The organism is Acinetobacter courvalinii (assembly GCF_014635545.1).
Classification (GTDB): domain Bacteria; phylum Pseudomonadota; class Gammaproteobacteria; order Pseudomonadales; family Moraxellaceae; genus Acinetobacter; species Acinetobacter courvalinii.
The window spans coordinates 487376-512171 of the sequence record NZ_BMDA01000002.1 but is presented as its reverse complement, the minus strand read 5'-3'; the positions used below and the strand labels follow the sequence as shown (position 1 = coordinate 512171).

General features: G+C 43.3%; 19 protein-coding genes. 11 read left to right on the top strand and 8 right to left on the bottom strand.

The features are described from left to right. Positions 1–20: 20 nt before the first annotated feature. Positions 21–464, top strand: coding sequence for a DUF2147 domain-containing protein (locus tag IEV39_RS12035; protein ID WP_005227299.1), 444 nt, complete (start codon positions 21–23; stop codon positions 462–464). A gap of 207 nt (positions 465–671) precedes the next feature. Next, positions 672–1115 (top strand): DUF2147 domain-containing protein, encoded by a 444-nt coding sequence (locus tag IEV39_RS12030; protein WP_005283162.1) that lies wholly within the window; start codon positions 672–674, stop codon positions 1113–1115. Positions 1116–1363: 248 nt separating this feature from the next. Here IEV39_RS12030 and IEV39_RS12025 read toward each other — a convergent pair whose 3' ends face one another. After that, positions 1364–3547, bottom strand: a complete 2184-nt coding sequence (locus tag IEV39_RS12025; protein WP_005283159.1) for a carboxy terminal-processing peptidase — start codon at positions 3545–3547, stop codon at positions 1364–1366. Positions 3548–3784: 237 nt separating this feature from the next. Here IEV39_RS12025 and nagZ point away from each other — a divergent pair, with 237 nt between their 5' ends. Then, positions 3785–4810: a beta-N-acetylhexosaminidase gene (gene nagZ / locus IEV39_RS12020; protein ID WP_005283156.1), complete on the top strand. Its 1026-nt coding sequence runs from the start codon at positions 3785–3787 to the stop codon at positions 4808–4810. A gap of 286 nt (positions 4811–5096) precedes the next feature. Beyond that, positions 5097–5939, top strand: coding sequence for a class I SAM-dependent methyltransferase (locus IEV39_RS12015; RefSeq protein WP_005283153.1), 843 nt, complete (start codon positions 5097–5099; stop codon positions 5937–5939). Positions 5940–6007: 68 nt separating this feature from the next. Here IEV39_RS12015 and IEV39_RS12010 read toward each other — a convergent pair whose 3' ends face one another. Continuing rightward, on the bottom strand, positions 6008–7321 hold the full coding sequence (locus IEV39_RS12010; RefSeq protein WP_005283150.1) for an alpha/beta fold hydrolase: 1314 nt from the start codon (positions 7319–7321) through the stop codon (positions 6008–6010). Positions 7322–7675: 354 nt separating this feature from the next. On the opposite strand from IEV39_RS12010, the gene IEV39_RS12005 reads away from it, so the two are divergent. The 3 genes from IEV39_RS12005 (at position 7676) to pta (ending at position 12582) form a co-directional block, all read left to right on the top strand. Then, positions 7676–8941 carry a glutamate-5-semialdehyde dehydrogenase gene (locus IEV39_RS12005; protein ID WP_005227310.1) on the top strand — a complete coding sequence of 422 codons (1266 nt, stop codon included), beginning with the start codon at positions 7676–7678 and terminating at the stop codon, positions 8939–8941. 294 nt (positions 8942–9235) lie between these two features. Beyond that, on the top strand, positions 9236–10411 hold the full coding sequence (locus IEV39_RS12000; protein ID WP_005283146.1) for an acetate/propionate family kinase: 1176 nt from the start codon (positions 9236–9238) through the stop codon (positions 10409–10411). Positions 10412–10446: 35 nt separating this feature from the next. Beyond that, entirely contained in the window at positions 10447–12582 is a 2136-nt protein-coding gene (pta, locus tag IEV39_RS11995) for a phosphate acetyltransferase (RefSeq protein ID WP_005283143.1), read from the top strand. A gap of 34 nt (positions 12583–12616) precedes the next feature. Here pta and IEV39_RS11990 read toward each other — a convergent pair whose 3' ends face one another. Both IEV39_RS11990 and IEV39_RS11985 read right to left on the bottom strand, forming a co-directional pair. Next, positions 12617–13294: a DUF6348 family protein gene (locus IEV39_RS11990; RefSeq protein WP_005283139.1), complete on the bottom strand. Its 678-nt coding sequence runs from the start codon at positions 13292–13294 to the stop codon at positions 12617–12619. Positions 13295–13363: 69 nt separating this feature from the next. Beyond that, the gene (locus IEV39_RS11985; protein ID WP_005283136.1) at positions 13364–14269 is read right to left on the bottom strand and encodes a DMT family transporter; all 906 of its coding nucleotides are present in this window, start codon (positions 14267–14269) and stop codon (positions 13364–13366) included. A gap of 183 nt (positions 14270–14452) precedes the next feature. Here IEV39_RS11985 and IEV39_RS11980 point away from each other — a divergent pair, with 183 nt between their 5' ends. The 3 genes from IEV39_RS11980 (at position 14453) to IEV39_RS11970 (ending at position 17630) form a co-directional block, all read left to right on the top strand. After that, a complete protein-coding gene (locus tag IEV39_RS11980) occupies positions 14453–15313 on the top strand; it encodes a helix-turn-helix transcriptional regulator (RefSeq protein WP_005283134.1) in 861 nt (286 codons plus the stop codon). A 145-nt stretch (positions 15314–15458) separates the two neighbouring features. Then, complete coding sequence (locus IEV39_RS11975; protein WP_005283132.1) at positions 15459–16985, top strand: fumarate hydratase; 1527 nt, start codon at positions 15459–15461, stop codon at positions 16983–16985. 102 nt (positions 16986–17087) lie between these two features. Then, positions 17088–17630 carry a DUF2059 domain-containing protein gene (locus tag IEV39_RS11970; protein ID WP_005283129.1) on the top strand — a complete coding sequence of 181 codons (543 nt, stop codon included), beginning with the start codon at positions 17088–17090 and terminating at the stop codon, positions 17628–17630. Positions 17631–17652: 22 nt separating this feature from the next. On the opposite strand, the gene IEV39_RS11965 is transcribed toward IEV39_RS11970, so the two are convergent. The 4 genes from IEV39_RS11965 to tig form a co-directional block, all read right to left on the bottom strand. Next, positions 17653–18369 (bottom strand): DUF2846 domain-containing protein, encoded by a 717-nt coding sequence (locus IEV39_RS11965; protein WP_005283126.1) that lies wholly within the window; start codon positions 18367–18369, stop codon positions 17653–17655. A gap of 151 nt (positions 18370–18520) precedes the next feature. Continuing rightward, positions 18521–19831 (bottom strand): ATP-dependent Clp protease ATP-binding subunit ClpX, encoded by a 1311-nt coding sequence (clpX, locus tag IEV39_RS11960; RefSeq protein ID WP_005227324.1) that lies wholly within the window; start codon positions 19829–19831, stop codon positions 18521–18523. Positions 19832–19870: 39 nt separating this feature from the next. Next, positions 19871–20476, bottom strand: a complete 606-nt coding sequence (clpP, locus tag IEV39_RS11955) for an ATP-dependent Clp endopeptidase proteolytic subunit ClpP (RefSeq protein ID WP_004775790.1) — start codon at positions 20474–20476, stop codon at positions 19871–19873. Positions 20477–20840: 364 nt separating this feature from the next. Then, positions 20841–22172 (bottom strand): trigger factor, encoded by a 1332-nt coding sequence (gene tig / locus IEV39_RS11950; protein ID WP_005227325.1) that lies wholly within the window; start codon positions 22170–22172, stop codon positions 20841–20843. A gap of 248 nt (positions 22173–22420) precedes the next feature. On the opposite strand from tig, the gene IEV39_RS11945 reads away from it, so the two are divergent. After that, the gene (locus IEV39_RS11945) at positions 22421–24595 is read left to right on the top strand and encodes a TonB-dependent receptor domain-containing protein (protein WP_005283123.1); all 2175 of its coding nucleotides are present in this window, start codon (positions 22421–22423) and stop codon (positions 24593–24595) included. The last annotated feature ends 201 nt before the right edge of the window (positions 24596–24796 follow it).

Below are 24796 nucleotides of genomic sequence, written 5' to 3'. Positions count from 1 at the left end.
TATTAAAAGGATTTTTAATAATGGGGAAAAAATTAATCGGGGCGTTATGCTTGACTGCAATCAGCAGTTTTACTTTTGCAGAGGATATTACGGGGCTCTGGCAAAGTATTGATGACAAAACCGGAGCACCGAAGGCACTGGTGGAAATTCGTAAAGAATCGAATGGCACCTATGCCGGAAAAGTTGTAAAAATAACACCACGTACTGGCTATACACCTAAAGAAACCTGTGTAGATTGCCCTGCACCCTACACCAACAAACCGATTGTCGGTCTGGATGTGGTCACCGGCTTAAAATACAGTGATGGTTCGAATTATACCCATGGCCGGATTCTCGATCCGAATACAGGTAAAATTTACAGTATGAAAGCCAAACTCAGTGCCAACGGTAAACGTCTGCATTTACGCGGTTATTTGGGTGTTTCTGCATTAGGCCGGAATCAGATCTGGATTCGGGCAGAGTAAATATTTGTAGGGAGCATCAAACGGCCCGACGTATATTTAAATAAATTTAAAAAGCCTCTTCATTATTTTAAAATGGAGAGGCTTTTTTAATCAAAAAATTAAAAACCATTGAATTTTCAAATATTAATATACAAATGTAAAATAATGATTGAATCGCTTATTAGATATCCTACATAATAAAAATGACTGTTAAACGGATTTTTAATAATGAGTAAAAGCTTAATCAGTATTTTATTTTTAACCATGATCAGCAGCTTTAGCTTTGCCCAAGACATCACTGGTCTCTGGCAAAGTATCGATGATAAAACAGGCGCACCTAAAGGGATCGTTGAAATTCGCCAAGAGGCCAATGGCACCTATACAGGTAAAGTTGTGAAAATTACCCCACGAACAGGCTATGTACCCAAGGAAATCTGTGTGGACTGCCCTGCACCTTATACCAATAAACCGATTATCGGGCTGGATGTGGTGACAGGCTTAAAACATAGTGAAGGTCTTAACTATACCAGTGGACGTATTCTCGACCCGAATACAGGCAAGATTTACAGCATGAAAGCCAAATTAAGCGCCAATGGCAAACGTCTGCATTTACGGGGTTATCTGGGGATTTCTGCGCTGGGTCGTAATCAGATCTGGATACGCACTGAGTAGCACTTGTTGCTAAAACAGGTAGAAAAGATTACTCGGATCATGCAGCGGCACTGCTCTATTATTTAAGCCCAAAGCGTCTTTATACTGAACAATGGATAAGGACGCTTATTCTATTTAAGATTTAGAACCATCAAATTACGCCGGCACCCGATGATACTGACATCTATACGTCCAGATTGAAATCACCATCAAGACAGCAATAAAAAGCCCTGTATCAAACAGGGCTTTTTATTTAAAAGCATATCAACTTAACGATTTTGCAGCTTGGCATAATCTAAAAGGACATTTGCCGCTTCTGTAATAAAGGTTTCTTCTTCAGGCAGTGGCGGACGTAAATGTGCTTTCATCTTGGCCCGAGATTCAACCAAGGCGTCAATCGAAGCCTGATAACTTTCCCAGTTGGCATAAGGTGCCTGACCTGTTGCCGCACGACGCTGGTTTTCAGCATTCAAGGTCTGTTTTTCCAGATCAATCAATTCAGCACGGCGCTGGTTGATATCCAGTACCACTTTCTTCTGATCAGAGGTTTTCTTGGCAATCGCTTTACGCGCTTCTAGATACTTGAACTGTGAGTCTACGGCAACACGTTGCTGAGATGTTTCCGTTAACTTGGCAATATACGGTTGAACTGAACCTTCACGCTTAAATGGTGCGGTTGGAATGGTGTCCCACTTCAAGGCATTTTTGGCTTTACGCTCACCAAACTCTTCATTGTAGATATCCACCAGTTTGATATCCGGGATTACACCTTTATTTTGCGTACTTCCACCGGTAATACGGTAGAACTTACGCTGTGTCAGGGTTGCCTGACCATAAGCAAGTGAATCCAGTTGCACTTGAGCCGTACCTTTACCTGTAGTCGTGCTACCGATAATGATGCCACGCTCATAGTCCTGAATCGCAGCAGAATAGATTTCACTAGCAGAAGCCGATGCCAAGTTGACCAATACCGCCATCGGGCCTGCATAAAGCTGCTCGCCACCATCGGTATCTTCAAAGACATTGACATTACCATTGCCATCACGGATCTGAACCACTGGCCCTGACTTGATCACCTGACCGAGCATACGCGCAACTTCTTCCAAAGAACCACCCGGGTCATTACGCAGGTCCACCAGTACCCCTTCTACTTTCTGTGCTTTCAATGATTCCAGCGCTTTAGCCGTATCTTCTGAGACTGAGCGGTACTCGGTTCCCGCACGACGTGAGCGATAATCAAAGTAGAACGAAGGAATTTCAAGTACGCCAAATAGGTGTTTTTTACCATCACGAGTGATTTCAACCGTACGCGAACGAACACCAGCATCTTCTTCCTGAATAATGTCACGCGTTAAAGTGACATTACGTGCCTGACTCATCGGTGCCCCTGCACCTAGTAGACGCACTACCACCTTGGTGCCACGTTTACCACGAATCAAGCCCACAATTTCCGAGCTCGGCCAGCCGATCACATCCACCATTTTATCGCCGTCTTGAGCGACACCAATGATGCGGTCACCTGATTTGACCTGACCTGATTTACTTGCCGGACCACCCTCAACGATGGTCTCGATCTTGGTGTAATCTTCATTGCCGCGTTCTGGTCGGATCGAAACCCCAATGCCCTCAAGTTGCAAGGTGGTTTGACGATTCAACTCCATCGCATCAATGGGCGGATAATAGTTACTATGTGGATCATAGGTCGCCATCATCGCATTCAGGGTTTTGTCGAGGACATCGTCACTCTTGACCCGACCAATACGTTCCAACTGACGGGTATAGCGCTTGGTTAAAGTCTGAACCGGGGTTAAATCTTCTGGACCAGTCAAGTCCTGACCATTGGCCAGTGATGGATCTGCCTTTAATGCTTTCTGCTTGGCCTGTTCTTCTTCTTTGCTAATGGTCAGATTGATCAGCTGTGACACCAGCATTTTCTGCCAATGTGCCTGTTGTTCAGCAGCCGTCTGGAAATAAGGCGCTTTTTCACGATCGGTTTCCAGATAGACATCTTTCTGATTCAGGTTCTGCGGCTTCTTCAATTCGGCCAACATAAACTCATAGAATTGTTTCAAACGGTCACGATATTGCGCATGAATAGCAAAAGGCCCGGTTAAGTTACCGGCTTTTAATGAGCTACCAAAAGTGGAACCATACTTATTCTTATAGTCTGCAACTTCACCGCTTAAAAATAATGAATGATCTGGATCAAGACTGTCGAGATACATATCCAGAATACGGTTTGACGTGGTTGCATCTAAACGCATATTCAAATAATGCTGGCGATCAACCAAGGTTGCGAGCTGACGTGATACGAGCGCTTGTTCTTGTGTTGGCTTGATAACGGTTGAAACCACTGGTGTTTCTGTCGCCGCAAACGCCTCATTCATGGTGTGAGAGAAAAATAAACCACCAGTCGCAATTGCAACTGCACACGCTATCATTTGAAGTTTCATAAAATTTTGGTACTTCCTTGGATATGGCAATTATTACACGCTGATACTGTCAATATGAACACATTTCATTCGATACTTTACCAACTTGCAGTACTGATTAGTCGTCATAAATAAATGACCAATAAGCACTTATCATCAATATCATGTAGTTTTATCATATTCTGTACTGACAAAATGTAGCAAATCATTGCACAATTTAGCTATCGTTTTTTTCATCAAAATTCAAACGGAATCCTTATGATCGGCGCATTGATGCTAGATATTGCTGGCACAGAACTCACCCAAGAAGATATTGAACTATTACAAGCTCCGCAAGTCGGCGGCATGATTTTATTTGCGCGCAACATTGAATCCCCTCAACAGGTCCGTGCTCTAACCGATCATATGCGTCAGATCCGTCCAGAAATTCTGATTGCTGTCGATCAGGAAGGTGGCCGTGTACAGCGTTTAAGACAGGGCTTTACCTTGTTACCCGCTATGGGACGTTTAGGCGAGCGTTATCTCACTCATCCTGAACAGGCAGTTGAGCTGGCTGAACAATGCGGCTGGCTCATGGCAACGGAAGTATTGGCGGTCGGTATTGATTTCAGCTTTGCGCCCGTTCTAGACCTGAATGATGTCAGTGATGTGATTGGTGATCGCGGCTTTGCCAAAAATATGCAGGACATCGTTCCACTTGCCGATGCCTTTATGCGCGGTATGAAAAAAGCAGGTATGGCGACAACAGGTAAACACTTCCCTGGTCATGGTTCAGTGAAGGCTGACTCGCACGTTGCCGCAGCAATCGACAGTCGTTCATATCAGGAAATCTATGACAAGGATATGCAAAGCTTTATCAAGCTAATGCCACAGCTGGATGCCTTGATGCCTGCGCACGTGATCTATGATCAGGTTGATCCAAATCCGGCAGGTTTCTCACCATTCTGGTTACAACAAATCTTACGTCAACAACTTAAATTTGACGGCGTACTTTTCTCGGACGACTTGAGTATGCAAGCTGCCTGTGTCGCTGGCGGTGCAGACGCCCGTATTCAAGCCGCGTTAAATGCAGGTTGCGATATGGGACTGGTATGTAATGACCGTGCTGCCGCGTGTAACGCATTGGAAGGCATCCAGTCACTGCCTTTACCAAACCAGCAACGCCTAGAACGTATGCGCGGTAAAATTCCAAATATCCAAATCGGTACTACTACCTTAACGTTAGACGATGAAAACTGGCATAACGTCAGAAAAGTCATTGAAGAATTTAAGAATTCGTTCTAACTTTGATTAGATTTTTAATTGTTCTATTCACACGATGGAATCTTGCCGAGTGCTCATCTGATTAAAGGATTTGGCCGTCGGCTCGACTTACTTTTCAGGGATGAAAAGTAAGCAAAAATCCTTTGTTAGGCTGAGGGTACATCCTTGTAACCCCAGCCTAACGGCGGCATCCATGCCGCCCCACGATAGTAAATAACAAGCCTAAATCAAGATGTAGTCAAAGCACTCTGTATTTTAAAGAGATGAATTTTATATCTAAATTAGGAAAAAATAGAGTCTAGGACAGATGACACAACAACTTTCAAAACACCGCCATATTTCATTTACTGCACACTACACAGGCTATATCTGGTATCAAATGGGGATCTCACATCCAGCACTGGCAACAAAAAAAGGCAAAACACTCGCTGCCCTAGTCCATCCCATCGAAAGCTGGGCGGAAAAATATGTCGGTGGCAGCATGCGTACTACACTCAAACAACGTCATAGCATGCTGGATAGCCATTTAAAAAAACTGATTGAACAACATCCTGATCTACAAGTGCTAGAAATTGCCTGTGGCCTATCACCACGTGGCTGGTGGTTTAGACAACATTACCCTGAAATCAGCTATCGTGAACTGGACTTACCGGATATGGCGGCCACCAAACAGGCAGCATTGCAGCAAATTGAAAGTCATAGCGATGATGTATTATCGCTAGACCTGTTTACGGGAGCCTTTGCTTCGGCATTTCAAATCTTTGATCAGAAACGTCCATTGGTGATCATTAGTGAAGGGTTGATCAACTACTTTGAAAAACCATTGTTGCAACAACTTATTCAAGCGATTGCCCACTATGGTCAAGACTTTCAAACATTGCACTATTTAACCGATATCTATCCGGAACCAACCCAAAATAAACTGGCGACGATTATCTGGAACAGCAGCCGCTTGCTGAAATGGATGTCTCGCAGTGCCTTTAGTTTTCATTTTAAAACCCCTGCTGAAGTCGAACACTTTTTTCAGGAAGCCGGTTTTCATCAGGTTGAGGTCCTACAACCCAAGCAATTTTTTGAGCACACCGCGTTAGAAAACAAACAGCAACATTTAGGAGACCTGGTCTGGATGATTCAGGCGAGCAATCAATAACATCAGCCAAAAAGAAAGTGGCAAATTGCCACTTTTTTTAATGCCACAATTTAATGCCACAATAGGTGTTATTCAATTGGCTTCTGACGTTGAATAAAACGGGTCAAACGCTCTGCGATATCAAAACTGCCATGTTTAAACAAGATGCGCAGTCCTTGCTCAGTTGCATCAAAGATTAAACATTCAATTTTAAACTCGCCTTCTTCATCTGTTAACTGCAGGGCTAAGTCACGTGGATGCTGCGTGATAAAATCAAGCTGCTCTAGCTGATGAAGTTTTAAGTACACGCCAAAGAAGGTGATATCCACAATGCTCACCGCTACCTCAGTATCCAAATGACGATGGGTCAGTTTACTTTCGGGTTGTAGCACTGCGATCCGTTCTTCACCACGGCGTTCCATCTGCTGCATCTGTTCACGATTCATCGGAATGATACCATCCAGATTGTCGATAGATTCCCCTTTTAAAAAGGTAGTAAACAGATTCATGGTTTCTTTACGGCGTTGCAATTGCGGTACATGATCTGCATTGGCAATTAGGGCAAACTGCATATCCTGACATTGTAAGGCAAAATCGGCATTTTCATGCGGTAAGGTAAAGCTGTCATATTGTCCGGCTGCAACCAAGGTCTTACATTGCGGAACCGGCACATCGCTTAAACGCAATAAACGGTTGCAGTTAATTTCATAACGCTCGCGCTCTGTGGCACTAAACTCTGCCATCTGTTTGAAGAACAGACGCTTAGCTGTTGGTGACATACGTGTCTTGTCCAGTTTGGCATGATTGACAAGATAGAGAATCACCGCCTGACCAAACTCTTCCATACGATCTTCACGCATTAAATGCAAAGACTCTTCCAGCAGCATACGCCAGCTTTTACGGGTCTTTTGCATCACTCCCATCAACACCATGCGGTCAATCAGTTCTGGACGTTGATCGGCAAATGAAGAAGCGACCACCGACCCCAATGACATCCCCATCATTGAAACCTTATCGATTCCAACAATATCCAGCCATTGACCGAGCATTTTTGATAAATCAGGTAGTTCCAGAATTCCAGCAGATTCACCAGTATCAACATTACGAATCTGCTGGTTCGCGCCCATTGAAGGTAAATCGATTAAAATCACAGGACCACTCTCAAAGAGTTGCTCAACACAATACTTATAAGAGTTAAAATTTTGAAATGCGCCCCCGACAATTACAATTGGCGTGTTATAGATCGTTTTAGGATCTGCAATAGCCATATATTCAATTTTCCAGCCATCAATCCACGTGGTACGTGCTGGCTGCTTGAAACTGTTTTTATTGTAAATGTCGAAAAAACCAAAGCCTGTGTAGGTATGATTTATATCCGAGTCCATTTGGATAATGGAATTCATGTCCTTCCTCCATCCTTGTTTATTTTTCTGTTGCAAGCATCTCATTTTCAGCGATTTGCTCTTGCAAGTTAACAAATTTATAAAATTTGTATTACATTTATCCTATACTTTTTCATTCTATACGTATGCACGTTTTATACGCAATCATTTCCTTAACCACTCATCTTGTTTAAATGAATAATCTTTTGCAAAATATGTAGTCTTGGCTTTAGATTCAATATCTTCATCGCACTAAAATAAAAAATTTTGCGCCAATTAACGTTTTATAATTTGTTGAATTGTCAGTTTCGCCTATTCATTGTTCAGCATTTGACTGTTACTATCTTTATAAATACATGCAAATATCAAACTGCTATGCAAGACTCTATTCAAAATTATATGCAACAGGTCGGTGCGCAGGCACGTCAGGCATCTCGTATGTTAACCAGTGCCTCAACGCATTTGAAAAATCATGCCTTATCTGCGATCTATACCGCTTTGGAAAATAATCAGGCCCAGATTTTAGCGGCCAATCAAATTGATATGGACAATGGTCGCCAGCGTCAACTGGACAGTGCCCTGCTGGATCGTCTAGAGCTTACTCCGGCACGCTTTAAAGGCATGCTGCAAGGTTTAAAAGATGTCATTGGTCTGGTGGACCCGATTGGGGAAATTACTGACCTGGCTTACCGTCCATCGGGTATCCAGTTGGGTAAAATGCGTGTGCCTTTAGGCGTGATCGGGATGATTTACGAATCAAGACCGAATGTAACGCTTGAAGCCGCATCCCTGGCGTTAAAATCTGGCAACGCAATTATTTTACGTGGTGGTTCGGAAGCGCTCGAGTCTAACAAGGCCATTGCCACTGCGATCCAGCATGGTTTACAGGTTTCAGGCTTGCCTGAGCATGCGGTGCAGGTGATTGACACCCCAGATCGTGCCGCAGTTGGCCATCTGATTACCATGACCGAGTTTGTCGATGTGATCGTGCCGCGTGGTGGTAAAAGCCTGATTGAACGTATCAGCAATGAAGCCCGTATTCCTGTGATTAAACATTTAGATGGCAATTGCCATGTATTTGTTGAAGCCCAGGCCGATTTGCAAAAGGCCTTGCCGATCGCCCTGAATGCCAAAACCCATCGCTATGGCGTATGTAATGCCATGGAAACCTTACTGGTTGATGAAGCGATTGCAGAAGAATTCCTCCCTCTAATTGCTGAGCTGTATGCTGAAAAGCAGGTTGAACTACGCGGCTGTGCGGAAACCCAACGTATCCTAGGTGTATCTGTAAAAACAGCCACAGAGGAAGACTGGTATACCGAATATCTCGGACCAATTCTGGCAGTCAAAGTAGTCACAGGTATGGATGAAGCGATTGAGCATATCAATAAGTATGGTTCACACCATACCGATGCCATTATCACCGAAAACTTTAGTCTAGCCCGTGAGTTCTTGGCACGTGTTGATTCAAGCTCAGTCATGATCAATGCGTCTACACGCTTTGCCGATGGTTTTGAATATGGTTTAGGTGCAGAAATCGGCATTTCAACCGATAAAATCCATGCCCGAGGCCCAGTTGGCCTAGAAGGTTTAACCTCTCAAAAATGGATTGTGTTTGGCGACGGTCAAATCCGCCAATAATAGAAACACCTATTGCAACACAGCAACACGATAAAGGCCATTTAATTGATCTTTATCGTGTTTTTATATACTTGCATACAAAAATAATGATAAAACCTACAGATCAATTAAAAGAAGATATGATTTCCAGCCTATACTGATTAGGTTGATTTATAAACGGGTTGTATAGGCTAAAGTCTATCTTCGCCAAGATGACATCCCATGTTAAAACATTGCGCTTGATTCCACTGCTCATGCATTGCAGCAAGATCAGAGTGTTCATCATAAAATTTAAAATCTGTTAGGTGTTCAAACGTGGCTATATCTGTATTAGTAATTAACTGTGGTTCATCATCAATCAAATACGCACTGATCTCGGAACGCCGTGAAGATCGTATTTATGGTTTGGCAGAAAATCTGGGCGCAGCAGATGCCCGTATTAAAGGGGTCACCCTGGGTGGCGAACCGTTAGAACTTTCAATTCCTTATGCAGATCACGCCAAAGCACTGGAAACCTTGTTGGCACGTTTAGCCAACTATCATCCGCAAGCAATTGGACACCGTGTGGTACACGGCGGCAATATCACCAAAGCAGAACTGCTTACACCTGAACTCGTTGAACGTATTGAAGCCGCGACCCCTCTTGCCCCTTTACACAATCCGGCACACCTCATCGGGATTGAAGCTACCATGCGCTTATTCCCGCAACTGCCACAGGTTGCTGTCTTTGATACCGCGTTCCATCAAACCATGCCTGAACACGCTTATCGTTATGCACTGCCAAAATATTTATATACCGAACATCAAGTGCGCCGTTATGGCTTCCACGGCACCAGCCATGCCTATGTCACTGAACGTGCCAGCGAACTGGCGGGCAACAAGAATCAGGGGGGCTGGCTCAGTGCCCACTTAGGTAACGGTAGCTCAACCTGTGCCGTATGGAATGGACATAGTGTCGATACCTCTATGGGCATGACTCCGCTTGAAGGCGTGGTCATGGGTACCCGTAGCGGTGATGTCGATCCAAGTCTGCATCTGTTCCTGGCCAGCAATCTGGGCTGGGATATCCAGAAAATTGACAGCATGCTCAATAAAGAAAGCGGTTTACTCGGCTTGTCGGGCTTATCCAATGACATGCGCACCTTGGTAGAAGCCTCTGAAAATGGACATGAAGATGCAACGCTTGCGATTGAAGTGTTCTGCTATCGTCTGGCCAAATCCTTATCTGCTTTAAGTTGTGGCCTGCCACGTCTGGATGGTTTAGTCTTCACAGGCGGTATTGGCGAAAACTCAGCCTATGTCCGTGAAAAAACCTTGGGCTATTTATCTCACTTTGGTTTGCAATTTAGCAAAGAGAAAAATGATGCTTTGGCACGCGGTAGCGAAGGCCGTATTGATAATGGCACGGGTCCACAAATCTGGGTCATTCCAACCGATGAAGAAGGCCGTATTGCCAAAGAAACCCGTCAAGTGATTGAGCCAAACGCTTAATTTATTCAAAAATATAAAAGAGTGACCAAGTCAGTATGAATACGATTTTACTCATCCCTACTGGGGAAGGTGTTGGTTTAACCTCTGCCTGTCTAGGCATGATTTATGCGCTGGACTGTAAAGGGATCAATGCGGGTTTCCTCAAGCCATTTTCACAGATTGCCGATGCGCCTGTAGATCGCACCACCACGCTCTACCATCATTTATTTCAACACCCTTCGGTTGAACCGATTAGCTATGAAAAACTGACCCAGCTGATTGCCTTGGGCGAAACCGATGAATTGCTGGAAGAAGCCGTAGCACTGCATCGCCAGATTGCCGCCAATCATGATGTGATTATTGTTGAAGGGCTAGTGCCGAATGGGCAAGATCATTTTGCCGGCGAAATCAATGCAGCACTCGCGCAAGCACTCGATGCCCAAGTGGTTCTGGTCAGTACTGCCGATCTGGCCGATCCTCGTAAAACAGCGGAAAAAGTCGATGCCCATTTACGCCTGTTTGGCGGCGCCGCATCGGCGCGGACCACTGGCGTGCTGTTTATGCGCACCAAAGGACTTCCAGAAGGCACCGCAGAAATTCCAGTGACGCTTGATCCAGGCTTACGCCTAGACCAGCATATCGAAGCCTTTGCCCTAGAACTGCAACGTTATAATCGTTATATGGGCAGCAATGACCTGCCGATTATTGGACTGGTGCCCTTCAGTAATATTCTCAGTGTACCGCGGAGTCTGGATATTGCTCCTGTGATTAAAGGAACCTGGTTACATCAAGGTGAAGCCAAACAACGTCGCATTCTGCATACCAGTTTAATTGCATCCAATATCGAATCTGAGTTACATAAGTTTGTGGCAGGTGAACTGATCATTAGCGCCTCACAACGCACCGATGCGATCTTGGCAGCGAGCCTTGCCAGCAGTAACGGTACGCCACTTGCGGGTCTGGTTTTAACCGAACAAGCAGCGCCTGCAAGCAATGTACTCGAGTTTTGCCAAAGCGCGATTAAGCAAGGACTCCCAATCTTACACACGCCTTTAGACACTTTGGAAACAGCACAACTACTGCATCGTTTTGGCAATGAAATTCCAATTGATGATACCGAACGTGCCGAACAAGTGACGCGTTTTGTGTCCAGCCATATTGATAATCACTGGCTTGATCAACATACCCAGAACAATCTGCACCCTCGTCTGTCACCGTCTGCTTTCCGCTATGAACTGGTACAGAAATCGATTTCAGCCAAGAAACGGATTGTATTACCTGAGGGTGATGAACCTCGTACCGTACAGGCCGCAGTAATTTGCCAGACACGTGGTATTGCGCAATGTGTGTTATTGGCAAAACCGGAGTCAGTGGCGGAAGTGGCAAAAGCGCGAGGTATTCAACTGCCCGAGGACTTGGAAATTATTGATCCAGATCGCATCCGCGACCAATACATTGAACCGATGGTGGAACTGCGTAAAGGCAAGCTGGATGCCTTGCAAGCCAAAGCACAGTTGCAAGATACCGTAGTGCTTGGCACCATGATGCTGGCGCTGGATCAAGTTGACGGTCTGGTTTCTGGTGCAATTCATACCACCGCCAATACCGTGCGTCCTGCATTTCAGTTGATCAAGACAGCACCAAACTATTCACTGGTGTCCTCGATCTTCTTTATGCTGTTGCCAGATGAAGTCTATGTGTATGGTGACTGTGCCATTAACCCTGATCCAAATGCCGAACAGCTGGCTGAAATTGCCATTCAGTCAGCAGATTCTGCTAAAGCTTTCGGTCTTGATCCGCGTATAGCCATGATCAGCTATTCGACAGGAACTTCGGGTACAGGGGCCGATGTCGAAAAAGTAGCTGAAGCCACCAAAATTGCACAACAGCGTCGCCCTGATTTATTGATCGATGGACCATTACAATACGATGCTGCTTCAGTCGAAAGCGTTGGTCGCCAGAAAGCGCCTGATTCTCAAGTGGCGGGCCGTGCCAATGTATTTATCTTCCCGGACCTGAATACAGGCAATACTACCTATAAAGCGGTGCAACGTGCAGCGAATGTAGTCAGTGTCGGTCCGATGTTACAAGGCCTGAATAAGCCTGTGAATGACTTGTCCCGTGGGGCATTGGTAGATGATATTGTATTTACCATTGCCTTGACCGCGATTCAGGCAGCTCAATCAATGTAAGAATAAAAAAACTGATGTAGCAGGTTTTGCTACATCAGTTTTTAAAGTAATTTCTAATCCGTTCCCAACCACGATCTTTCTTGCGTTTTAATATAATAAAATTACGAACACTATAATACCCAGAACTTGGTTCCCAACTTAACTGTTTTAAAGCTTCTAAGCCATCTGCCCAGTCTTGGTTTTCAGCTAGTGCTTCAAACGTTTGCTCACCCTTAAAATCACAAAAGAATACTCTATACCACGCAAAATCATGAGCTGGTTTGTGTTTTAGAATGGCCTGTTCAATTGAAGAAAAGAATTCGCTAGGTGGTGCTGGTGAATTATTAAGATCGCTACGCTGTCCAATATTACCAATATAAGCTGTATATTTTTTTCCTGCTATTTGCCATTGCTCTACAGTGACTTCAGTGTGGTCATTCTGCTTCCAGAAAGCGGCAAGAAAAACATGTAATGAATTAACAGAAAAATTCTGCACCGCATTCAGTACCCCTGTGTTTCCCACCCCTATGCCAGCAAAACTTTCAGTGATGATTCGCTTATCCTCTAACATCACCTCAACATCTAGACGACCATGTGTCTCATGTTCCAACCAATTGGCACGCATCGCTGGGAGTTGCCCATAAGGTACAATCCAGTCATCAAACGTTTGAACCGAAACACCATGCTCTTCTAACAAATCAATCATTATTTGTGTGACTGATTGATTATTCATAAAGCCTATTCCATATTTTTTATTCAATATATCAGCTTCATCTACCAACTAATAAATCAAATTTCATACTCAGGCTTGTTTTGAACCCCCAATTCTTTTGAACTGCGGCCCCTTCACAAAGAAAATCGCATTACCGCATAGAATTAAAATTACCCCGATGACAGCATTCATTTGCCAGTGATAACCTTCCCATACCGTCGAGATGACCAAAGCCACCAAAGGAAACAGCAAAGTACTATATGCCGCCTTGCCTGCTCCAATACGCCCTACCAGAAAGAAATAGGCAGTAAAGCCGATTACCGAGCCAAAGATTGCTAAATACAGCAACGCACTGACCGCACTAAAGGACATGCTTGGGAAAAAATTGTCCTGTTTAAACCATGAGATCAAAGCCATCAATAATGAACCATACAACATGGCATAGGCATTGGTAGTAAAAATATCCAGCCCGTGTTTCTGATGCCGGGTACTGATCATATTGCCCAAAGAGAAACCATAGGTGCCTAGGATACATAGCCCGATACCGATCAAGGTATTGCGATTTAAAGTGGTGCCTACCACGTCATGCCAAAACAAGGCAATAATCCCCAGCACACCAAGTAAGGCGGCAGGATAAAAGCGTGAAGAAACCTGCTGAGAGAAAAATAATCGGGCATTAAGGGTATTGAAAATCACCGCCATCGAGAAAATGACCGCTTCTAAACCACTGCTGATATATTGCACCGCATAGTAGAAACAGACAAAGTTAAAGCCGAAAATACAGCAGGCCTGTAACATACAGAATAAGTGATCTTTAGCTGCCAGCTTTTGCAATTTCCGGCTGAGCGCAATAAAACCAAACAACACCAGTGCTGAGATAAAGAAACGCCAGAACACCGCAACATTGGCTGAAATTCCACTTTGTTGTTGCAAGGTAATGGCAATCCATGTGGTTCCCCAGATCACCACCACCAAAGCATATAACAGCGCATTCATCTCTTTTAAACCCAACTTAATCACCAAGACGATTATTTTGCGAGATTTGATGGCCCGGATTCTTGCACAATCTTGCGGTGCTTATCATGGATTTGCGTTTTTCTCGGATTTTTTTGACCAGATGACAAAACTGGCTGAACGTTCTACACTTAACTGGATCATATTTGGCACTGCGTATAGAAGATGAAATATCAGATTCTAGATCAATTACAGCAATATAAAGCGCAATTGCTCGACTCGGTAGAACTGGGTTCGGGTATGCAGTTGGCCATGTGGCAAAACAATCAGGATCGTGTCAGTGTCTGTAGTAATCACCATACCTTAAGCATGTATGTTCAAGGGGGTTATGAAAGCTATCAAAAGACGGCGCAAGGCTGGCACAATGGGGGTGGACCTGATCGGATGTGCCTGATGCCACAGGATTTTGAATCGACCTGGGATCTACGTGATCCACTGACATTTGTACATTTGTACTATACCGAACAGCATTTACAACGCGTGGCTGAACAAGTCTGGGATCGCGAACCCAGCCAGATCACCCTTAATCCGCAGATTTTTGTAGCGGACCCGCAAATTTCCATGCTCTATCGGCACTTTTTACTGAATGGTGCCTGGCAAGAACGTGAAAACCATTTGCAGATGAGTACCGCAACCACGCTATTACTGAATCATCTGATCAAAAATTACAGTCATGCCCAATGGCAAGCGCCTGAAGTCAAAGGTGGTCTCTCGCCTTATGTGCTTAAACAGTTACTGGAATGGATTGATCAACATCTCCATTTAAGTCTGACCTTATCGGATCTGGCTCAGCAAGCACAACTCAGCGAGTATCATTTTGCCCACATGTTCAAACAGTCAATGCAGATGCCACCACATCAGTATGTGATGCAACGTCGTCTTGAACTGGCACATCAGGCATTACACAGCAGCAATCTAAATTTGACTGAAATTTCCACCCAATATGGCTTTAGCTCCAGTAGCCATTTTAGCAATCGTTTTAAAAAGCAGTTTGGTTATTCACCCTCGCAAATCAGAAAAAACTAAAACAGAAATTTCTCCTGATATATTCTTACGTTCTGCTTTTCATTGTTAGACCTTTCGCCAAATCTAAGCTAAAACTCCCACAATCATTCCTTTTTGTCATATAATTTAGCCCGCCAGCTAATCGCCCGCTCAAGAGAAATTTGATATGACAACGATCATCAAACAAGATGACTTGATTACATCAATCAAGGATGCCCTACAGTTTATTTCTTACTATCACCCGCAAGACTTCATCCAAGCGATGAGCCGTGCCTATGATCGTGAAGAAAACAAAGCTGCAAAAGATGCTATTGCACAGATCCTCATCAACTCACGTATGTGCGCTGAAGGTCACCGACCAATCTGTCAGGATACAGGGATTGTTAACGTTTTCCTTGAAGTTGGCTTAGACGTTAAATTTGATTTAACCATGAGTCTGGATGATGCAGTCAACGAAGGCGTACGCCAAGGTTACCTAGAGAACTCAAACGTACTACGTGCTTCAGTTTTAGCAGATCCAGCTTTTGGTCGTAAGAATACCAAAGACAATACCCCTGCCGTCATCCACTACAAACTCGTACCGGGGAATAAAGTCGATATTACCGTGGCTGCAAAAGGTGGCGGTTCAGAAAACAAATCTAAACTCGCGATGTTGAATCCGTCTGATTCAATCGTGGACTGGGTACTTAAGACTGTTCCAACCATGGGTGCAGGCTGGTGTCCGCCAGGTATGCTCGGTATTGGTATCGGTGGTACTGCCGAAAAAGCCATGATGCTTGCGAAAGAAGCACTCATGGAAGAAATCAATATGGACGAATTACTTCGTCGTGGTCCACAAAACAAGATGGAAGAACTCCGTATCGAGATCTTCGAGAAAGTGAATGCATTAGGTATTGGTGCACAAGGTCTTGGTGGTTTAACCACAGTGCTTGATATTAAAATCAAGGATTACCCATGCCACGCAGCAGGTAAACCAGTCGGTATGATTCCGAACTGTGCTGCAACTCGTCACGCGCACTTCCAGTTAGATGGTACAGGTGTTGCACATATTCAGGCACCAAAACTTGAAGACTATCCTGCTGTGACTTGGGATTCGTCTCAATCGAAACGTGTCAACCTTGATACCATTACGCAAGAAGAAATGAATGCCTGGAAGCCAGGTGATACATTATTGTTGAACGGTACGATTTATACCGGTCGTGATGCTGCTCATAAGCGCATGGTCGACATGCTCAACAATGGCGAAGAGCTTCCAGTCGATCTAAAAGGTAAATTCATTTACTACGTGGGTCCAGTCGATCCAGTTGGTGATGAAGTGGTTGGTCCTGCAGGCCCAACAACAGCAACCCGTATGGACAAGTTTACCCGTCAAGTGCTAGAAGCAACTGGCTTGTTCGGTATGATCGGTAAAGCGGATCGTGGTCCTGCTGCAATTGAAGCGATCAAAGACAACCAGGCAACTTATTTGATGGCTGTTGGTGGTGCTGCGTATCTCGTGTCTAAAGCAGTCCGTGAAGCTGAAGTGGTTGCCTTTGCTGATTTAGGTATGGAAGCAATCTACAAATTCGTGGTTGAAGATATGCCTGTCTCTGTTGCGGTTGATGTGAATGGTACTTCAATCCATGCCACTGCACCAAAAATCTGGCAAGCTAAAATTGGCAAGATTCCAGTGGTTGATGCCGCTGCGTCATAAATAATACTCATACAATAATCATAGCCGAATCATCGTATTCGGCTATTTTTTTGCCTAAAGCTTCTGCTAGATTATAAAGATGAGAAGAATAAGGAAATGCAAATGAATAAATATTTACTCAGCATGCTGCTTGGTCTGAGTTTACTTGGCAATATCCAGCATAGCTTTGCATCTCCTGCACAAAGCAAATCGATCAAAGAGCTGATCAAACTCAGTGACCTTGAACATGTCCTAAATACCTCACTGGATGAAATGCAACCCACACTGGATCTTGAAGCTGAAAATATCCTGTTACGGGTGCTAGGCAAAGATGAACTTACCACCACGCAAGAGCATCTTGCGGTGCTGGAACTGAGTCAACTACTGAAAGAAACCAGCGCAAAAATGTTTGCCCGGCCTGAAACCATTCAGGCGATTGAAAAAATCTACGCCGAAGCACTTAGTGAAGAAGAAGTCCAAGCCTATTTAAAATTTTTAAAAACACCGGAAGGCCAGTCGATTAACCAGAAAACCCTACAAATCACCACTCATGTTTTTCAATACATGAATAACATCAGTCAAAAGACCTTGAGCGATCCCCAGCAAAGTTCACAGCTTAAAGAGCAGTTCCTGACGATTATTAAACCGTTAATTCAGGAAGAATAAACGGCTGTTGTCATTGTCATGATTACCAGGTCAACGGGTTCCACAGCTTAAACGGTTTGACCAGATGCACTTCCGACTTTGCATCATACTTGGCCGGTTTTAACTCTTGTGGCTTAGAACGCACCTTGCCTGATGCATCCTGCGCAACAAAGTTATAGCTGGATGATTTTAGTCGGGTAAAGGCGATTTCCTCATGTGCCACTTTATCGGGCATGATCATAAATGGTCCCGTATGTTCACTACGGGAAATTTTATTTTCTTCGTCATACTTGATGAAATAAGTCTGAGCAGCATCGACAGTAAAGTCCAGATATTTCGGCTTTTGGAAATGCAGTCCAGCCAATGGCCGACTCACGCTCAGACGATAGGTCCCTGCGGGTAATTCCAGCCAGTAATAGTGATTATGCAATAGACTTGGGATACGGTGTCCGTTAATAAATAAATTGGCTGCTGCAATTTCCTGACGGTTCCAGCGCGTATCTGGACGATATAAATAGACCACCGCCGCTTGTTCATTTTGTGGTTTAACCGGCGCGAAATATTGCCCTAATTTTTGATTGACCCAACCGCCCACACTAAAGCCGCCGACATGATATTGATCAAATAAACCTGGTTCTTTTTCTGTATCCACAGGGGGTAATGTTGCCGTCAGTGCGGTTGGTTTTTCTTCAACAGCTTTATGGCTTTGACAGCCAGCGAGCACCCCTGCACAACATAATGACACTATTAAATAACGCATGACATCCCTCAAGGCGTTTTCTTGAATTTATTTTTAACAACGCAAAACTATGCGGATTTTTTTCAATTTTAAGATTAACACCTCGTTGCCTAATTGCAAATAAAAAAAGCATGAAAAGCCAAGCCTTTCATGCTTTTTCGGATGGACGAGATTAAGCCGATTTAGAATCGACCACCTTCAAATCCTTCTTTTCAATCAGTTCGGGTGTACCTGTCTGTGGTAGACGTTCCGGCTTAAAGGTTGGCTTCGCCGTACCATTAATAACCGCTTCATCCACAATCACGGTACCGACATCAGTACGACTTGGTAAGTCATACATAGTTTCAAGCAAGACATTTTCCAGAATTGAACGCAGACCACGTGCACCGGTGTTACGATCTAGCGCTTTCTTCGCAACAGCACGTAATGCAGACTCATCAAAGACCAGATCGACATCTTCCATCGTGAACAGGTACTGGTATTGACGCGTCAATGCATTTTTAGGCTCTGTCAGAATCTGCATCAATGCTTCTTCATCCAGCTCTTCTAAAGTGGCAATCACGGGCAAACGACCAATAAATTCAGGAATCAAACCGAATTTAACCAGATCCGTTGCTTCAACCTGACGGAACAATTCAGAGACTTTTTTACTGTCATCTTTATTCTTCACATCCGCGGTAAAACCGATTCCGCCCTTCTCTTGACGTTGCTGTACGATTTTTTCCAGCCCAGAGAATGCACCACCACAAATAAACAGGATATTGGCAGTATCAATCTGGATGAATTCTTGCTGTGGATGCTTACGACCACCTTGTGGCGGAATAGAAGCAACCGTACCTTCAATCATTTTTAATAATGCTTGTTGTACGCCTTCGCCAGACACATCACGGGTAATTGAAGGATTTTCAGATTTACGGGTAATCTTATCAATCTCATCAATATAGATAATGCCTTTCTGCGCTTTCTCTACATCGTAATCTGCTTTTTGCAATAACTTCTGCACAATGTTTTCAACATCTTCACCCACATAACCGGCTTCGGTTAAGGTGGTTGCATCTGCCATCGCAAACGGTACATCAAGTAAACGTGCCAGCGTTTGCGCCAGTAAGGTTTTACCTGAACCGGTCGGGCCGATCAGCAGAATATTACTTTTCGCAATTTCAATATCCTGATGCCCATGGTTCGACTGGCCCACTTTCAAACGCTTATAGTGGTTATAAACCGCAACAGATAAGGTCTTCTTGGCAACATCTTGCCCGATTACATATTGATCCAAGGCAGCACGTATTTCGTGTGGTTTTGGCAATGGCTTGGTTGCCCAATCACCTGCTTCAACTTGTTGACTGGTTTGCACCAGGTCCAAGCAGACATCCACACACTCATTACAAATATATGCGTCCTCACCAGCAATCAATTTTCCAACTTCAGATTGCGTCTTACCACAAAATGAACAATGTTTTTGTCCTTGAGGATGTTCGGACATATTTACTCCACAACTTAAATCTTAAACTTAGGTCCTAAATCAGGGACGTTTGCTTAGCACTTCATCTACTAAACCATATTCTTTGGCTGCTTGTGCAGTCATGAAATTGTCACGATCTGTGTCACGCGCAACCGTTTCATAATCCTGGCCGCTATGTTCGGCCATCAAGCGGTTTAAACGTTCTTTAATGAATAGAATTTCACGCGCGTGAATTTCAATATCTGAGGCCTGACCACGGAAACCGCCCAGTGGCTGGTGAATCATGACACGTGCATTTTCCAGACAGTAACGTTTCCCTTTGGCACCCGCATTTAACAAGAATGCACCCATTGATGCAGCTTGGCCCATGCAGTAAGTGACAACATCAGGTTTAATAAACTGCATGGTGTCATAAATCGCCATACCCGCAGTGACTGAGCCACCTGGTGAATTGATATAAAGGTGGATGTCTTTTTCTGGATTTTCTGCTTCAAGAAATAACATCTGCGCAACGATTAAGTTCGCCATGTTATCTTCAACTTCACCCGTTAAGAAAATAACACGCTCACGTAATAGACGTGAAAAAATATCGAATGAACGCTCACCACGAGAGGATTGTTCAACGACAACAGGAACTAAAGCATTTTCAATTGTTGGAACATACATATGTTTACTTATTCCTAAATTATTGTGACCCGATCTATGCCAACAATATGAGGGATAATCGATGAAATTGCAAAAGGTTCAATCTGAAATATTCGATTATTTAGACTAAAATCTGGTAATTTTTCGAGAAATTAACACTTTCATAACATAGGCTTTTAAGCACTTGCAGCAATACTTTCGAGGATAGAAATTTTCGAATTCTACAAGCCCTGCTCCCCAGCATTTCGCATACGAGAGAATAGAACGAGATGAGAGCCATAACTGCTCAATTCATTTTTTTAACGTTCTACCTTATACATACAGCTCAATGCTAAAGAAAAAAGGCGCATTAAGCGCCTTTTTTCTTTAAACAACTTTTGAAGGATTAGCCACGACGAGCTTGTTGTTCTTTCAATAAGTCTTCGTAGCTAATCGCAACATCTTTTACTTTAGCAGCAGCTAAGATGTGATCAACCACTTGATCTTCTAAAACAACAGCTTCGATTTGAGCGCGTTGTTGTTTGTCATTTTTGAAGTATTCAACCACTTCAGTTGGATCTTCATAAGAAGAAGCCATGTCATCGATGTAAGCATCAACACGTGATTGGTCAACTTCAAGTTTAGCATCAGCCAATACCTTGCTTACCAATACGCCAAGCTTCACTGATTTTTCAGCTTGCTCTTTGAACAATTCATCTGGAAGCATGCTGCTGTCAAATGCGCCTGCACCTTGAGCACCAAACTGTTGCGTGAATTGCTGGATCATTTGTTGACGTTGACGGTCAATTTCTTGAGCAACCATAGATGCTGGAACTTCGATTTCATTCGCAGCAACAAGCGCATCAAATGCAGCTTGTTTAACTTGGTTACGAAGACCGTTGCGAACTTCACGTTCCATATTCTTACGAACGTCAGCTTTTAACTTGTCTAAGCCTTCTTCTTCAGTTAAACCAAAGATTTTCAAGAATTCAGCATCAATTTCTGGAAGTTTTGGTTTTTCAACTTGCTTCACAGTGATTTTGAATTGAGCCGCTTTACCCGCCAAGTTTTCAGCTTGGTAGTCTTCTGGGAAAGTTACATCGATAACTTTTTCTTCGCCAGCTTTCATACCAACGATACCGTCTTCAAAACCTGGGATCATACGACCTGAACCAAGTACAAGTTTAAAGTCTTCAGCAGCGCCGCCTTCAAACTTCTCACCATCAACAGTACCTTCGAAGTCGAAAGTCACTTGCATGTCTTTCTTCGCCATACCTTTGGTTACAGCCCAAGTTTGACGTTGTTTTTGCAAGTTTTCGATCATCACGTCAACGTCTTTATCGTTGATTTCTGATGATTTACGTTCAACTTCCAAGTCAGCAAAAGTTTTTACTTCTACTTCTGGATAAACTTCAACAGTTGCTTCAAAAACTAAAGCATCATCTTTGTTTTCAACTTTCTCAATGTTTGGCATACCCACTGCATTGATTTTTTCTTGTTGAATTGCTTCGAATACGCTGTCACGAATGACGTCATTCACAACTTCTTGATAAATGCCCGCACCATATTCACGGCGGACAACATTTAAAGGCACTTTACCTGGACGGAAGCCGTTGATCTTCACAGTTTTGGCAGTGCGTTTTAAGCGAGCTTCAAACTGCTCGTTAACACGGCTCGTCGGTACAGAAACATTTAAACGACGGGCAACGCCCGAAACCGCTTCAGTCGTTACTTGCATGGCTTCCTCGATATATAGTTAGTAGTAACATTTTTAAAGTGCCACATTATATGACAACTTTCTGGATATACAAAATCGGAAGCTAAAAAAGCAAATATATTTTTCATTTTGTTCGAAATCATAGTTTTCTTAAATGAATCTTAAATTAAATGTTACTTTTTGTTGTTAATGATAAATATTATCACTATAATTCGCACTGATTTTGAGCACTTTTCTATTTTTTCTCGTCCAGCTTTGGAACTCTAGTTATGAGTAAATTTAATTTATCCCCGCTTTCTTTTGCATTACTTGGGGCAATGACCACTTCGGCTTTTGCTGATACAACAACACCTGAAAATACCAATACACACCAGCTCGCAACCATTGTGGTATCAGCTTCTGGCTTCGAACAAGATATTAAAAATGCACCAGCTTCTATTAGCGTAGTGACTAAAGAAGATATTGAAAAGAAAAATGCAACCAGTATTGCAGATCTACTTTCGGACGTGCCAGGCATTGATATCCGCGATGGTATTGGAAAGACCTCAGGTTTAAATATTAAAATGCGTGGCCTAGGCAATGAATACAGCCTGATTCTGATTGATGGTCGCCGTCAAACTACTTCTTCTGATGTGACACCAAATGGTTTTGGCGAATCGGCAAATGGCTTTTTACCTCCACTCGCTTCAATTGAACGGATTGAAGTCATTCGTGGACCAATGGCAACGCGCTATGGTTCCGAGGCGATGGGTGGTGTCATTAACATTATTACCAAGAAAATTAGCAATGAATGGAATGGTAATGTCACCGTCAGTGGCAATGTGATGGAACATGGCGGCGAAGCCGACTCATGGAAAACCAGCGTCGTGGTGAATGGTCCAATTATTCAGGACAAACTAGGCTTCCAGTTACGTGGTTCATATTTAGATCGCCAAAAGTCAGAACGGGTTCCAGGCACTTCAGGCCGTGACCCACGTCCAAGTGAAGCAGATATTTATGATGTCGGTGGAAAATTATCCTTTAAATTGGATGATCAAAATAGCTTCTGGGTAGATGGTTTTCACTCAAGTCAAACTTATAAAAATGATGATAACCGTTTAGGTACATTGGATACACCAGAACGAGCCAATGGCTATAAAGACGAGCTGGAATTCAAACGAGATCAGATTGCTGCAGGTCACCATGGTGACTATAGTTTTGGTCAATGGAACTCTTATGTCAGCCAGACTAAAACAGAAACAATTGGCCGTACCATTCCAAGAAATACTTTCCCTGGGAATGCAGCAGCAGGTCAGGACCGTACCTTAAAAAATACGGATTTTGTTGCCGACTCACATGTAGTTATGCCAATTGCAGATCATAAACTCACCGTTGGCGCTGAATATAAAGAAGCAAAAATTGCAGATGATATTGCTGGTCTTGGTGCAACATTCAAAAAAGACTCGTTCTCTGTCTATGCAGAAGATGAATGGCGCATCTTAGATAACCTTGGCTTTACGCTCGGTGGTCGTTATGAGGATCACTCAGGTTTCGGTGGTCAATTTAGCCCGCGCGCTTACCTCGTTTGGAATGCAAATGACGAACTTACAATTAAAGGTGGAGTAAGCACAGGTTATAAAGCACCTTCTGCAAAAGACCTTCACAATGGTATTGTAAGTATTAGTGGGCAAGGAACCTCATTTAACATTGGCTCTCCTAACTTAAAACCAGAAGAATCAACCAACTATGAACTTGGCTTCAACTATAACAACGGTAATTTAGACCTCACCACCACAGCATTCTTTAATAAGATTAAGAACCTGATTACTGAAGGGCCTGAATTACTGAACTGTTTCTCTGAAAAAAATCCAAATCAACCCGGTTGTGTGAGCTATGGATCACATATTACTCAGGATACATTTGCACAAAAAATCAATGCAGATGAAGCTGAAACCAAAGGTGTTGAACTCAGTCTGAAATACAGCATTATTCCTGAATGGGACATTAAAGCTGCATACACCTATATGGAATCAGAAATTACCAAAGGTAAGAACAAAGGTTCTTATCTAAGTAATGTCCCTAAAAATGCATTTAATATGACCTCAACCTGGCACATCAATGATGCATTTGATGTATGGTTACAACATGAATATAAATCAGACCGTAAGCGCTACAATACAGAGCAAACCGCAGGTGATGCCGCTATTATTTATAATGCAACTAACAATAAATTAAAGGGTTATAACTTATTTAATTTAGGTGCAAGTTATCGTGTAAATGATCAATTGCGTTTCAATGGTTCAGTGAACAACCTGCTCGACAAAGACTTTAGCAGCAATGGTTCATATATTGATGCCAATGGTAATCCGGCCTCTTATTATGACTATATGCAAATTAGTTCAGGCATGTCTGGTACTTATCTAGCAGGCCGTAACTACTGGTTATCTGTATCCTACGACTTCTAAGTAATCTATACATCACTATATAAAAAACCTGCACATGCAGGTTTTTTACACTTTTCCCCCGCTCATACCATGCTTTTTGAAGTCATCGCTTGGACAATTTTTTATACTCAGAGTTTAAATTAAACTTTAAAATTTCTACTGTCTTCGCTTTTAAACCTTGAGCATATTGTTTAGAGCCCAAGGTTCAGATCATCTTCACTT

Bases quoted from the DNA above. Each gene is read 5' to 3' on its own strand.
- IEV39_RS12035 (WP_005227299.1), top strand. From the start codon at position 21: ATGGGGAAAAAATTAATCGGGGCGTTATGCTTGACTGCAATCAGCAGT.
- IEV39_RS12030 (WP_005283162.1), top strand. From the start codon at position 672: ATGAGTAAAAGCTTAATCAGTATTTTATTTTTAACCATGATCAGCAGC.
- IEV39_RS12025 (WP_005283159.1), bottom strand. From the start codon at position 3,547: ATGAAACTTCAAATGATAGCGTGTGCAGTTGCAATTGCGACTGGTGGT.
- nagZ (WP_005283156.1), top strand. From the start codon at position 3,785: ATGATCGGCGCATTGATGCTAGATATTGCTGGCACAGAACTCACCCAA.
- IEV39_RS12015 (WP_005283153.1), top strand. From the start codon at position 5,097: ATGACACAACAACTTTCAAAACACCGCCATATTTCATTTACTGCACAC.
- IEV39_RS12010 (WP_005283150.1), bottom strand. From the start codon at position 7,321: ATGAATTCCATTATCCAAATGGACTCGGATATAAATCATACCTACACA.
- IEV39_RS12005 (WP_005227310.1), top strand. From the start codon at position 7,676: ATGCAAGACTCTATTCAAAATTATATGCAACAGGTCGGTGCGCAGGCA.
- pta (WP_005283143.1), top strand. From the start codon at position 10,447: ATGAATACGATTTTACTCATCCCTACTGGGGAAGGTGTTGGTTTAACC.
- IEV39_RS11990 (WP_005283139.1), bottom strand. From the start codon at position 13,294: ATGAATAATCAATCAGTCACACAAATAATGATTGATTTGTTAGAAGAG.
- IEV39_RS11985 (WP_005283136.1), bottom strand. From the start codon at position 14,269: ATGAATGCGCTGTTATATGCTTTGGTGGTGGTGATCTGGGGAACCACA.
- IEV39_RS11980 (WP_005283134.1), top strand. From the start codon at position 14,453: ATGAAATATCAGATTCTAGATCAATTACAGCAATATAAAGCGCAATTG.
- IEV39_RS11975 (WP_005283132.1), top strand. From the start codon at position 15,459: ATGACAACGATCATCAAACAAGATGACTTGATTACATCAATCAAGGAT.
- IEV39_RS11970 (WP_005283129.1), top strand. From the start codon at position 17,088: ATGAATAAATATTTACTCAGCATGCTGCTTGGTCTGAGTTTACTTGGC.
- IEV39_RS11965 (WP_005283126.1), bottom strand. From the start codon at position 18,369: ATGCGTTATTTAATAGTGTCATTATGTTGTGCAGGGGTGCTCGCTGGC.
- clpX (WP_005227324.1), bottom strand. From the start codon at position 19,831: ATGTCCGAACATCCTCAAGGACAAAAACATTGTTCATTTTGTGGTAAG.
- clpP (WP_004775790.1), bottom strand. From the start codon at position 20,476: ATGTATGTTCCAACAATTGAAAATGCTTTAGTTCCTGTTGTCGTTGAA.
- tig (WP_005227325.1), bottom strand. From the start codon at position 22,172: ATGCAAGTAACGACTGAAGCGGTTTCGGGCGTTGCCCGTCGTTTAAAT.
- IEV39_RS11945 (WP_005283123.1), top strand. From the start codon at position 22,421: ATGAGTAAATTTAATTTATCCCCGCTTTCTTTTGCATTACTTGGGGCA.